Here is an 11,974-nt window from a genome sequence, read left to right as displayed (position 1 = left end):
TAACTTTTACCCCACTTCTTTTTAAATTGTGTCCTATATCCTTAGTTGCATGAACAAAGCAAAGGGGAATGGGGCCATGAGGAAGTGGGTTTTTGCGTTTATCCTTGTCATCCTGTTAAGTTACGGGATCTCGCAGCTTAATGTAAAAAGCGCCGGGGAAGACAAGGTTGATATAGAAAACGGGTCGCTGCCGCAGCAAGACAGCAAGATGATAACCGTAAGCAAGGAGCAGACGTATAAGGGGGATCTGCTCCTTGTGAATAACGACTATGCTTTGCATCCGGAAGGAATACGTTCGGATATCGTCTCGCTATCGGATCGTCAGGATCTGGTGCAAGGCTACGGCCTGCTAGATCCGTCGATTCAGCTGTCCGAGTCGGTGGCAAAGGACTTTGGCGAGATGGTGGAAGGAGCGAAAAAAGACGGTGTGGAGCATTTTCTCATCAGCAGCGGCTACCGCGACGCGGAGAAGCAAGACCAGCTGTACCGCGATATGGGGCATGACTATGCGCTTCCTGCTTACCACAGCGAGCATAATCTCGGCTTATCGCTGGATATCGGTTCAACCACTGCAAAGATGGACGAAGCCGAGGAAGGCAAATGGCTGAAGAAGCACGCTTGGGAATACGGGTTTATTTTGCGGTATCCGAAAGGGAAAGAAGATATCACGGGCATTCAATATGAGCCTTGGCATTTCCGTTATGTCGGGAAAGCGCATAGCGCCATCATGTACAAGCAGGATCTGACGCTGGAGCAGTATCTGGACAAGCTGAAGCAAACGAAGGCTATGTCAATCACGGCAGGCGGTCAAAAATATACCGTCGCCTACTACCCGATGGTCGGAAACGGCGCAACCATTCAAGTGCAGAAGGGCAAGCCGTACGAGGTATCCGGCAACAATTACGACGGCGTAATCGTAACGATGTACGCCTAGATAAAGTTATTGTAAAGCGCGCCTATGGCGCAACTGTAGAACGGGAAAAACCGTATTTACAGTTGCGCTTTGGCGCGCTACTTTTTTTATACTTATAAGTGCCCTTGTTCCTGACGATATTCATACTGTACTGTTGGCTTATAGCAGGGAAAAACTAGAAATGAACCGTGGGGTGAGAGTTTGGGCAATATGAATTTTCAAGTGAATCTGCAGGGCATTATTGATCTCTTATCCAATCATTTGTATTCCGATCCGGGCGTATTCGTCCGCGAGCTGCTTCAGAATGCGGTGGATGCGGTGACGGCGAGGAAGAGACTTGGACATATAGCGGAGGGGAAGGTAGCGGTAGAGCTATTCCCGTCCTCGCATACGATCTCTTTTATGGATAACGGCATTGGTCTTACGGCATCGGAAATCGAACAGTTTCTGGCGCGGATCGGAAGCACTGCAAAGAAGGCGGATCAGGATTCGGCGGACGATTATATCGGCCAGTTCGGCGTTGGTCTTCTGTCCTGCTTCGTCATCAGCGACGAGATTGTGCTCATTACCCGGTCTGCCCTCGAGGGAGATTCGCTGGAATGGCGAGGCAAGCCGGATGGCACCTATGTTACGAATAAGCTGAAGAGAACGGTTCCGATCGGAACCACGGTGTATCTGAAGCTGAAGCCGGAATACGAGGAATACGCCGAGTGGTACAAGATGTATCAGCAGCTCGAGCGGTTCGGCAAATATTTGGAGACGCCAATCGTGCTGATGGAGGACAAGGACAGCCGGCAAATCAACGATACGACTCCTCCTTGGCGCATGGGCAAAGCAGAAGCGATCTCATATATCGAGGACAGCGAGTACGAGAAACCGATGGATATTATTCCTTTGAAGTCTCTGATCGGAGACACGGAAGGGATTGCTTATATATTGCCTTATTCCGTCAGCCTGCAGGATGAGAAACGCCACAAGGTGTATCTGAAGCGCGTCCTGCTGTCGGAAAAAATGAATAACATGCTGCCGTCCTGGGCCTTTTTCGTTAATGGCATCATTAACACAAACAGCCTGCGGCCTACCGCGTCGAGGGAGTCCTTCCAGGAAAACGACCTTTTCTGTGCGGTACGGGATGAGCTTGGAGTCTGTATCAAGCGTTATCTGCTAGAGCTCGTCGACAAAGATCCGGAGTTGTTCGCGCGGATTGTCCTCATTCATTATGCTTCGCTCAAAACGATGGCTGCCGAGGACGAGGAGCTGTACGAGCTGTTTATCCTGCATTTGAGCTTCGAAACGTCATTTGGCGATCTGAAAATGGCCGATATATTGCGTAATCACCGTACCGTTATGGTCACTTCCAGCTTTGACGAGTTCAGGCAGGTAGCCCGCGTGGCGAAAGCCCAGAACATGATGGTCATTAACGGCGGTTACGTCCATGATCTGGAGCTGGTCCGGAAGCTTCCTTCCATTGACGAGCAGGTGCAGGTCAGCGTGCTCGATATTCTCAGCTTCTCCAGCCGCTTCGAATCGCTCGGCCGAAGCGAGCGGGATGAAGTTCAGCCTTTCCTGGACCTGGCGGACCGTCTGCTTGCGCCGTATCAATGCCGCTCGCTCATCAAATGGTTCGAGCCTGCGGACATTCCCGTTCTCTTCAACATTAATCAGGAGGTCAACTTCTTCAAGATGATGGAGGAAAGCGAGGAGCAGGCGAACACGTTGTTTGCCGAGGTTATTCACGTGATCAAGGACGAGTTGTACGAGAAGCCTTACGCAAGGCTGTGCTTCAACTACAATAATCCGATTGTCCGCAAGGCGATCGCATCCGGTGATCTTAAGCTCCAGCAGAACAGTATCGAGCTGTTATACACGCAGGCGCTTCTTATGGGGAACCACCCGCTGAGCAGCGAGGAGCTGAGGCTGATGAACGAGTCGCTGCTCCAATTCATGAATATGGGCCTTGACCGGAACGCCGAGGTTGGCCGATGAAGAACCGTTTTCAGGAGCTGAGGCGCTCGACATGGTCCATGCCCGACGGCAAGCAAAAGCTGGCCGTTCTGGAGGAGATGATCCGCGTCGCCGACCGGTATATGACGGAGGAGGAAGCTTATCACGCGAGAATGGACTACTCCAATGCGGCACCGGAATGCGGTTGTCCGGAGCGGATGCTGGTCTCCTTCTCCTGGTGCTTGTCGAAATTCGAGAACAATCCGGGCGAGTATTCGAACTTTTATATCATGTGGCATTATAAATGGGTGCTCGGGTACGTGTGGCGGATGCCGGAATTAAGCTTGGAACAGATTGAGCGGATTTACGAGGATTTTAAGGAGAAATGCATCGCTTACGGCTATAGCCTGCGGGTTTACTATCAGAAAAGGGTTAGCCTCATGCTATGGCAGGGGAAGCTGGCCGAAGCGGCAGAATGCTACAAGAGCTGGAGAGCCGCGAAGCGGGATTCGTTGTCGGACTGCAGCGCCTGCGAGCAGAACCTGTTCGGCAGCTATCATTTTGCGATTAATCATCACAAAAAAGGGCTCCAATCGCTGAAGCCTATCCTAGAGGGTAAAATGTCCTGCCGTTCGATCCCGGAGAGCACGTACAGCGAAATAATGATGCCGCTGCTTAGGCTTGGGGAATACGACCGGGCATTGGAGACCGCGAAAAAAGCCTTCCGTGCCCTTAAAGGGCCGTCTTATCTCGAGGAATACGGCACCTTCCTGCAGTTCTTCACCGTAACGGATATGCCAAAGGCCGTCAAGCTGTATGAGCAGACGATCCGGTTAGGTTTAGGCAGCAAGGTTGGATGGGATCGGCTGCAATATATGCTGTCCGTCCGTATTTTCCTGAAGGAATGGAGCAAGGGCAAACGGAGGAAAAAGCTTACCGAATCGGATACCGTTACTTTGGCCTGGCTGGATGAGGAGATCGAGCGTCTTGCGCAGGCGTTTAACCGCCGAAACGGCAATACCTTCGTAGAGGACCTGGTTCGGGAGAAAGAAAAAATGGCTGCGCGCCTTCAGACCGCTTACGGAACGTAAGGAAGATTAAAAGGCTTTACTCCTGCCAACGGTTTAGGGGAACAGCCTTTTTTCGCCTTTCTTGTCTCGCGGCGTTCTAACGAAACGTCGTATTGTTAAGAATTGGAGCCAATAAGAATATACAGGTTCGTTAGCTAGAAGGAAGTAATCGTTAGAGCTTGCGATTGCCCGGCTTGCAGCGCAGTATCAATAATACGGGTGTAGGGTGAGAAGGCCGGTCGCGTCTTAGGACGTGGCCGGCTTTTTGCTGCTCCAATGCTCGGGGCGGCTAAGTGCGGGCGGAAGCTTGGTGTCCGCATTGCCCTTTGCCGCTTGGAGCTGGACTTGGGTGAGGAACAGGCTTTCGCTTAAGTCTGCCCCACTCACGTCTGTATCCCGCATATCGGCGCCAATCAGATCGGCATGTCGAAGGTCTGCACCGCGAAGATCGGCCGCGATGAGGTAGGATCCGCGTAAATTAGCGCCGCTAAGATCGGCGTTCCGCAGCTTGGCGCCCATAAGGTCGGCGCCGCGTCCAATCGTTTTTTTTCTTCGGGCATCGGTCTTGGCCTTAGTCGCTTTAGCCCTTACGAGCTCGCTTGTCTTTAGCAGCAGGGTATTCACTTCGGCCCGATGAGCGGCAAAGTCCAGCTTGAGCAAGGCTTCCGCATCCAAGCCGGTAAGGCGTTCCGTCTCTTCCCATGCGGCATGCAGTTCCGATCGGAGCGGCATGGCAGCTGAATTCTCAAGCGCTTCGGCTAAATACCAGAGCAGCTCCTGCAAATGCCACATCACGGGAAAGACCTCAAACATAAGCTTTGCTGCTTGGGGCTCTTGCCGCCAGCTGCGCCCGCCAAAGGTATGCTGCGACAGCTTTTGTCCGGCGCCAAAGCAGTCGTACACCGTACAGCCCCGGAAGCCTTGCTGCCGAAGCTTGGTATGAATGCCGCAGCGGTAATCTTCCTGCAAGTTACGGCACGGTTGTCCGCTTAGTTTATCTATGGCAAAGTCCGCCGAAGCGGCAAAAGGGAGCGCGACGCAGCATAATCCAAAGCAATTTTCGCAATCCCCGCGAAGGTGTTTGCGGTCAGGGATCATCTTATTCCCTCCTTGTAGGGTCTACTCTTTCTATCTTAACGGATGGCGGACATGATAGAAACGGATAAAACAAATAAATTCCTTTATGTGGAAGTTATGCTCGTTTATGATAGAGATACCGAAAAAGAGAAGGGGACCGATTGAAATGACCAATCAACCGATGGCTGTCAGCTCGGTGCTGGCGCCTGATTATTTGATGAGCTGCCTTAGCGGGCAATATGAGCTTGGCCCATGGACTCATTGCGTGTATTGGCTTCGCGGCTTAAACGATACTTACCGCGTGCAAACCGAAAAAGGAACCTATATAGTAAGAGTCTACCGGCAGGAGATTGGGGAGAGAGAAGCCGCGTATGAGATGGCGCTTCTTGGTCAATTGGAAGAGCTGCTGGCGGGAACGGAAGCTTCGATAGCACCCCCGGTTAGGAAGGTGGATGGCACCTGCTATTCCGTTATTGCGGCGCCGGAAGGGGAGCGGATCGCCGTTCTTGTCGAATATGCGGAGGGCATTGAGAACCGGCTGCAGGATGAAGAGAGCTGTTACGCGTTTGGGCAGTCGGCGGCACAGCTTCATCTGGCGATGGATCAGGTCCAGCTCGAGCTTCCTCGCCGGGAGCTGAATACGGAGTTTTTGGTGGAGGAATCCTTGCAGCGCATTATTCGCCATATTGGCAAGGAGCATCCGGCGGCGGTATTTCTACGCGAGTATGCCAATGCTTTGAAGGACAGAGTTGCTTCCGCCGCCGCGGAGGGGCTCGATTGGGGCATCTGCCACGGCGATATGCATGGCAACAATAATGCCGTTGAGACGGACGGGCGCTACACCCATTTTGACTTTGAGTGGTCGGCACCCTGCTGGCGGGCGTACGATCTTGCCCAAGTCCGGAATAGAAAGCGGCAATCCGCCGAGAGCAAGGATCAGCTATGGCAGGCATTACTGGCCGGATACCGCAGCGTAAGATCCTTTTCCGAAAAGGATGAGCAGGCGGTGGAGCTGTTTGTGCTTGTCCGGCGTTTTTGGATTATGAGTCTTGATGTCCTTTTCGTCCCGACCCAGTCCGGCGCGCTTGATTACGGCGAGGACTGGTTGAATGACTTCCTGGAGGAATTCCGCTCGGCGGGATTGGTTCAGCATGCTCCGCAAGCATAAAGCAAGGAGGCAATCATGTATCCGAAAGTACGAACGGGCAGACAAATATGGTTCATGAGATCGGCAATTGCTATAGCGGTATGTTTTGTTTTATTTATTGGATTTGTGTATGCCTATGACCGGCCTGGCGGTATCGCGGATTGGAGATATTCGCGCGCGTCGGGTATATCAGGAACAATAAAAATCCCGCTGGGAGATACCCCGGAGGAAGCCGTTCGAAAATTCAGGAACGAAGCAAGGACGCATATCATTTATCGGGAGCCTGTTGCCGGAGGTACCCTGCTGTTTAATAAGCTGAATGAACAGAAAGAAGGAAACAACCTGGGGATTGAATTTGTTCGGAAAACCTTGCTGGGTTGGAAATGGGTCTATGGAGGAAACTATAGTTATTCCGCTGCTGCTGATCAGAATGAAGCGTTAAACTTCATGAGTATACCGAAGTATAAAGGGATAGATGGCCCGTTCCCGATTATATTCGGACAGCTTGCGAATAGCGCTGTAGTTGGTGTCAAAGTTACCGTAGGCGGTGATAAGGCAGGAGAGTATAATGCCAAGATTATTAGCGAAGGCGTACAGCAGAAAATCTGGTATGTCATCCTTCCGGCTGCAGCGGGTAAACCGTACAAGTTAGAAGCTCTCAATAGCGAGGGGAATGCTGTGGCCAGCAAAACCTCTGATGATCCAACCGATTTCGGGAGCATTACGATGCTTAAAAAGTAGAGCTACGTTGGATTTCATGCAGCGTACCAGATGCTGATTCAGGGCAAGAAGCGGATGATTGAATTAAATTTGATGAAGATTTAACCTTCAACCGGGGAAGATAAGAGTGACATGAAGAACGTAAGCGGAGGCAGCAGGATGAACAGTATGAAGGCATTGGTGTTTGAAACGTTTGGCGGGCCGGAGGTGCTCGAGTACAAGGAGATTCCCGCGCCGGAGGTTAAACCGGGAACCGTATTGGTGCGGCTGAGGGCCGCCGGTCTGAACTACGCCGACATTTACCGCAGGCGGGGCAATTATCATCTGGCGGGGAATCCGCCTTATATATTGGGTTACGAAGGAGCGGGCATCGTGGAGGAAGCCGCAGCCGATGCGGCGGGCTTAGCGCCGGGCGACCGGATCGCTTTCTGCGATGTTCCGCATGCCAATGCGGAGCTTGTGCTGGTACCGGCGGAGAAGGCGATACCGCTTCCGGACGATATCAGCTTCGAGACTGCGGCGGCGGTACTTCTCCAGGGCATGACCGCGCATTATTTGACGCGGGACAGCTACCGCGTGCAGGCGGGTGACGAAGTGCTTGTCCATGCCGCGGCTGGAGGCGTCGGACAACTGCTCGTGCAGCTTGCGAAGCGGCAGGGCGCACGCGTGCTGGGACTTGTCTCTTCCGGGGCAAAAAGGGAAGCAGCGCTAGCAGCAGGTGCCGACGAAGCACTGCTCTACGGCAGTAATTGGGTGGAGGCGGCGAAGAGCTGGTCAACCGGAGGCGAGGGTGTATCGGTTGCGTATGATTCCGTTGGCTCTACGTTAATGGACAGCTTTGCGGCCGTGAGGACAAAAGGGACGGTTGTTTTCTTCGGCATGGCGGGAGGCGATCCGGCCTTCGTAGATCCACGGATGCTTATGGATACGTCGAAGACGTTAACGGGCGGTGATCTGTGGAATCATGTCACGTCCCGGGAAGACCGCATCCGCCGGGCGGACGAATTGTTCGGCTGGCTTCGGGACGGAAGCCTGAAGCTCGAGACGCCCAAAGCTTTTCCGCTTGCGGAAGGCGCGGACGCCCATCGGCTGCTCGAAAGCCGTCAAAGCACGGGCAAGATTATTTTCGTTACATAACCTCCATAATCAATCGGCTAAGCCGGGGACGCCAATCATTAGAGGCATACCCGGTTTTTTGTTAGGTTTGCGGAATGGGTTTATGGAGCGAAGGGCATCTTAATCCTGTTCAAAGAGGAAGATGGCACCAGCTTTGTCATTTTTCAAAAGTTAACGTTGACGTTAACATTAACTTAGGTGTAGAGTATTTTATAGAGAGAGTAAAGGAAAGAGGCGATGACGATCTTTTACAAAATCGAGGATGTTGCGAAGATGGTTGGTTTAACGAAACGCACGCTTCGTTATTACGAGGAGCTTGGCTTGCTAACTCCGCCGGAGCGCAGCGAAGGCGGCTTCCGCTTGTATACCGACTTTCATGTCGAGCGGCTGAAGAAGCTGATTAACGCGCGCGATGTGCTGGGCTTCTCCTTGCAGGAGTTGCAGCAATACGTGGCGATGAGCGAGGAATTTATTAATCAGCGCGATGAAATCCGGCAGACGGAGGACACCCGGCTGCGTCTTCAGAAGATTGACGAGCTGGAGCAGACGGTAGATAAGCAACTGGAGCTGCTTGACCAGAAGCTGGAGAAGATGAAGAACATGCGGTCGGAGATTTACCAGCTTAAAGACAGAATCAACGAAGCCAAAAAGAAATATAAACAGGAGTGAGAATGAGCGTGGCAAATTCATCTCAACCGGCAGCCTCGGCTGCCAATAAACCTTTATCCGTAGAAAAAGGCGGTTTCTTTAATCAGCCCCGTGCGGTCTGGGCCGTCTTTTTCGCAGGCATTATCGCTTTTATGGGGATTGGTCTTGTCGATCCGATCCTGAAGGCTATTGCGGAAGAAATGCATGCATCGGCCAGTGAAGTAAGCTTGCTGTTCACCAGCTACAACGCCGTTATGGCGGTTGCGATGCTGATCACCGGCGTTGTGACCTCAAGAATTGGCATCAAATGGACGCTTCTTCTTGGCGTCGTCATTATTGCGGTATTCTCGCTTCTCGGCGGGCTGTCGAACGATATTTGGGCGCTTGTCGGCTATCGGGCCGGCTGGGGTCTTGGCAATGCGTTTTTCGTAGCGACGGCGTTAACCGCAATCGTATCCTTGTCCAAAAGCGGCGTGACCAAAGCCATTATTCTTTATGAAGCCGCGATTGGCATCGGCATTTCGGTAGGTCCGCTGCTTGGCGGCGAGCTGGGCTCCATCTCATGGAGAGGACCGTTTATCGGCGTTGCCGGTCTTATGGTCATTGCCTTCCTGGCGATTATCTTTATGATGCCAAAAGCAGCCGGAGCTCCCAACGTATCGTCCGCACCGGCGAAGAAAACTTCCTTGCTTGATCCGTTCCGGGCTTTGCGGCATCGTCCGCTTGTCGTATTTGGCCTGACGGCTTGTTTCTATAACTTCGGCTTCTTCACGCTGATGGCTTATGCGCCGTTCGTGATGGGGCTTGGCATTCATCAGCTCGGTTACGTGTTCCTCGGCTGGGGCATTCTGCTGGCCGTTACTTCCGTCTTTATGGCACCATGGCTGCAGCGCAAATTCGGTACGGTCAAATCAATGGCGGTTATGCTGACGCTGTTTGGTCTTACCTTGCTTGCGATGGCCATCTGGACGAATACCCAATGGGTGATTATCGCGAGCGTTATCTTCGCGGGGGCTTTGCTGGGCAACAACAATACCCTTATTACAACGGGCGTAATGAATGCCGCTCCGGTCGAGCGTTCGACGGCGTCGGCGGCCTACAGCTTCCTGCGGTTCATCGGCGGCGCGATTGCTCCTTATTTCGCCGGCAAGCTGGCGGAATGGTTTAACCCGCATATTCCTTTCTATGTGGGAGCAGGTTTTGTTATCCTATCGGTTCTGTTCATCCTGGCTAACCATAAGCATGTCAAGCATGTCGATCATGCAGGCGGCCATTAATCCATCCCTTTCTATAGAAGAGCTATCCTTCGCGGATTACGAATCCGGCGGGATAGCTCTTTTCTTTCATTAAAGCAAGGAAGGGTTTTCACCCGTTCCCGGCAAATAGATGTATCAGGATGCTCAAGACTTCTATTTATCCCCGGGAAGGAAGTGCTTGTCTTGTTTTATCGAAAATCGCATTACCCTAGTCCAACTGATCTGCCGCTCGTGAAGGAACTGCCGAATCCTTTTGTCTTTGAGGACGGCCGTCGCGTGCAGACGCTAGCGGACTGGGAGGAACGTTCACGGGAATTGCAGGATCTTTTTCATTATTATATGTACGGTTACATGCCGGATACGTCCGGAGAGCAGGTAACTTATGAGAAGACGGAGCTGGGACTCCGGGTTCATGTTACGCGTGGCGAGGTTCAGGGTTCTTTTGCGGCCCGCATCAGCTTTCCGCCGGTAGATTGCGCTATAACGGGACCTTATCCGGTCATCTTTACGATTGGATCGTTGGAGGGCTGGCAGCAGGACGGACAGGACGCGACCAATCACGTGGAGCAGGCGAATAAGCGGGGCTATGCCGTTGTGACGCTGCTCCCGCAGGAGATTGCATCGGATAATGCCGAGCGTACGGGCGCCTTTTTCACGCTATATCCTTATTCACCGGCACCGGATAAGAATGATGCGGGTATATTTATTGCGCTCGGCTGGGCAGCAGGCAAAGTGCTGGATGCCTTTGATCAGCAGCTTTATTCCGAGATCGATGCTGCCCGCGCCGTTGTGACCGGATTCTCGAGATGGGGCAAAGCAAGTCTTGTCGTCGGGATGACGGACAAGCGGTTTGCCCTAGTTAACCCGCATGCTTCAGGTGCTGGAGGCATGGCCTCCTTCCGGTATTCCTTTGAAGGAAAAGCTTATCCCTGGGGCGTAGCCGGACGAAGCGAGCCGCTTGAAGCGCTGCAAAGCGAAGGCGAGGCGCATTGGTTCAATTCGGTCTTCCGCCAGTTCAGCGATCCTGCGGCGCTGCCGTTTGACCAGCATGAGCTTGCCGCACTGATTGCTCCAAGGGCACTGCTTCTGACCTGCGGTTATTCCGATGATTGGATCAATCCCGAAGGGATGTATGTCTCTTATGCGGAAGCCGCGAAGGTGTACCGCTTCCTAGATGCCGAGGATCAGATCGGGATTGCCTACCGGCAAGGCGGCCACAACCGGACGCAGGAGGATATCGACCATCTGCTCGACTTTTGCGATTGGCGCCTCAGAGGGATCCCCCCGGTGAATAAGGATTTTAAAAGCTGTCTGTATGAGCCCCGGGAACAGAGGGGAGAGTAAAAATAAGCCGCTTGCAGAAGCCTAATTCTGTAGGCGGCTTCCTTTTTGACTTAACAACGTAACAATGTTATGTTATATTGAAAGCAAAGGAGGCGGAATGATGGAGGAAGAACTAATATCCAAAAAAGATTTATTAGAGCTTACGGGTATTTCTTACGGACAGCTGTACCGCTGGAAGCGGAAGAACCTGCTGCCGGAGGAATGGTTTATCCGCAAGTCGGCCTTTACGGGGCAAGAGACCTTTTTTCCAAAGCAGAAGATCCTGGACCGAATCGATAAAATCGTTAACATGAAGGACGATCTTTCCTTGGATGAGCTGGCGGATATGTTCTCGCCGGCCTCAAAGGCCATCTCGATTTCGATGAAGGAATTAATAGAACGAAACATTGTTTCATTAAGTGCCGCAAAAGCAGCCGAAACCTATATCGGACAATCGGAAATGTACACGTTTGAGCAGACCTTATGCGTCTATATTTTGGACTACTGCCTGCAGACGGGGGAGATCAGCCTAGAAGAGGGCAGAACGATGCTGCCAACCTTCCTCGAGCACTACAAGAAGTTCAAGGAACAGCAATGCGATCTGATTTTACTTCGCAAAATGGGCGTTTCCGTCTTTCTTCTTGTTCCATCCGGCGGCGAAATTCATTTCGAGAGCGGAGTAAAGATCATCCTCCGAGTGGATGTGCCGGCTATGATCGAGCAATTAAAATTGAAACTAATGGCGATATAACGGAGGTGT

At 52.3% G+C, this 11,974-nt stretch carries 11 protein-coding genes; 10 read left to right on the top strand and 1 reads right to left on the bottom strand.

The genetic code is table 11. The features are described from left to right. Positions 1-76 precede the first annotated feature (76 nt). The 3 genes from WFJ73_RS21215 to WFJ73_RS21205 all read left to right on the top strand — a co-directional run bounded on the left by WFJ73_RS21215 (position 77) and on the right by WFJ73_RS21205 (position 3,948). On the top strand, positions 77-934 hold the full coding sequence (locus WFJ73_RS21215; RefSeq protein ID WP_336774940.1) for a M15 family metallopeptidase: 858 nt from the start codon (positions 77-79) through the stop codon (positions 932-934). A gap of 189 nt (positions 935-1,123) precedes the next feature. After that, positions 1,124-2,899 (top strand): HSP90 family protein, encoded by a 1,776-nt coding sequence (locus tag WFJ73_RS21210; RefSeq protein ID WP_336774939.1) that lies wholly within the window; start codon positions 1,124-1,126, stop codon positions 2,897-2,899. Continuing rightward, entirely contained in the window at positions 2,896-3,948 is a 1,053-nt protein-coding gene (locus tag WFJ73_RS21205) for a hypothetical protein (protein ID WP_336774938.1), read from the top strand. The genes WFJ73_RS21210 and WFJ73_RS21205 overlap by 4 nt, the downstream gene beginning before the upstream one ends. 225 nt (positions 3,949-4,173) lie before the next feature. Here the strand turns inward: WFJ73_RS21205 and WFJ73_RS21200 are convergent, their stop codons facing one another. After that, on the bottom strand, positions 4,174-5,025 hold the full coding sequence (locus tag WFJ73_RS21200; protein WP_336774937.1) for a pentapeptide repeat-containing protein: 852 nt from the start codon (positions 5,023-5,025) through the stop codon (positions 4,174-4,176). Between the two features lie 145 nt (positions 5,026-5,170). Here WFJ73_RS21200 and WFJ73_RS21195 point away from each other — a divergent pair, with 145 nt between their 5' ends. From WFJ73_RS21195 to WFJ73_RS21165, 7 genes are all read left to right on the top strand, one after another. Next, positions 5,171-6,172 carry a phosphotransferase gene (locus WFJ73_RS21195; protein WP_336774936.1) on the top strand — a complete coding sequence of 334 codons (1,002 nt, stop codon included), beginning with the start codon at positions 5,171-5,173 and terminating at the stop codon, positions 6,170-6,172. 15 nt (positions 6,173-6,187) lie between these two features. Further along, a complete protein-coding gene (locus tag WFJ73_RS21190; protein WP_336774935.1) occupies positions 6,188-6,892 on the top strand; it encodes a hypothetical protein in 705 nt (234 codons plus the stop codon). 147 nt (positions 6,893-7,039) lie between these two features. Continuing rightward, entirely contained in the window at positions 7,040-8,008 is a 969-nt protein-coding gene (locus WFJ73_RS21185; protein WP_336775078.1) for a quinone oxidoreductase family protein, read from the top strand. A gap of 216 nt (positions 8,009-8,224) precedes the next feature. Further along, positions 8,225-8,656 carry a MerR family transcriptional regulator gene (locus tag WFJ73_RS21180; protein WP_336774934.1) on the top strand — a complete coding sequence of 144 codons (432 nt, stop codon included), beginning with the start codon at positions 8,225-8,227 and terminating at the stop codon, positions 8,654-8,656. A gap of 2 nt (positions 8,657-8,658) precedes the next feature. Beyond that, positions 8,659-9,912 carry an MFS transporter gene (locus WFJ73_RS21175; RefSeq protein ID WP_336774933.1) on the top strand — a complete coding sequence of 418 codons (1,254 nt, stop codon included), beginning with the start codon at positions 8,659-8,661 and terminating at the stop codon, positions 9,910-9,912. 162 nt (positions 9,913-10,074) lie between these two features. Then, on the top strand, positions 10,075-11,235 hold the full coding sequence (locus tag WFJ73_RS21170; RefSeq protein ID WP_336774932.1) for a glucuronyl esterase domain-containing protein: 1,161 nt from the start codon (positions 10,075-10,077) through the stop codon (positions 11,233-11,235). Between the two features lie 100 nt (positions 11,236-11,335). Then, positions 11,336-11,965 carry a YhbD family protein gene (locus WFJ73_RS21165; RefSeq protein WP_132308467.1) on the top strand — a complete coding sequence of 210 codons (630 nt, stop codon included), beginning with the start codon at positions 11,336-11,338 and terminating at the stop codon, positions 11,963-11,965. Positions 11,966-11,974 lie beyond the last annotated feature (9 nt).

Origin of the sequence: Paenibacillus sp. MMO-58 (assembly GCF_037146255.1) — a bacterium.
GTDB lineage: Bacteria > Bacillota > Bacilli > Paenibacillales > Paenibacillaceae > Pristimantibacillus.
Note: the sequence above shows the minus strand (reverse complement) of the source record. Positions and strands in the feature narration are given on the sequence as shown.

Coding starts and splice junctions, on each gene's coding strand:
- WFJ73_RS21175 (WP_336774933.1), top strand. CDS start 8,659: ATGAGCGTGGCAAATTCATCTCAACCGGCAGCCTCGGCTGCCAATAAA.
- WFJ73_RS21215 (WP_336774940.1), top strand. CDS start 77: ATGAGGAAGTGGGTTTTTGCGTTTATCCTTGTCATCCTGTTAAGTTAC.
- WFJ73_RS21205 (WP_336774938.1), top strand. CDS start 2,896: ATGAAGAACCGTTTTCAGGAGCTGAGGCGCTCGACATGGTCCATGCCC.
- WFJ73_RS21195 (WP_336774936.1), top strand. CDS start 5,171: ATGACCAATCAACCGATGGCTGTCAGCTCGGTGCTGGCGCCTGATTAT.
- WFJ73_RS21180 (WP_336774934.1), top strand. CDS start 8,225: ATGACGATCTTTTACAAAATCGAGGATGTTGCGAAGATGGTTGGTTTA.
- WFJ73_RS21190 (WP_336774935.1), top strand. CDS start 6,188: ATGTATCCGAAAGTACGAACGGGCAGACAAATATGGTTCATGAGATCG.
- WFJ73_RS21185 (WP_336775078.1), top strand. CDS start 7,040: ATGAAGGCATTGGTGTTTGAAACGTTTGGCGGGCCGGAGGTGCTCGAG.
- WFJ73_RS21210 (WP_336774939.1), top strand. CDS start 1,124: ATGAATTTTCAAGTGAATCTGCAGGGCATTATTGATCTCTTATCCAAT.
- WFJ73_RS21165 (WP_132308467.1), top strand. CDS start 11,336: ATGGAGGAAGAACTAATATCCAAAAAAGATTTATTAGAGCTTACGGGT.
- WFJ73_RS21200 (WP_336774937.1), bottom strand. CDS start 5,025: ATGATCCCTGACCGCAAACACCTTCGCGGGGATTGCGAAAATTGCTTT.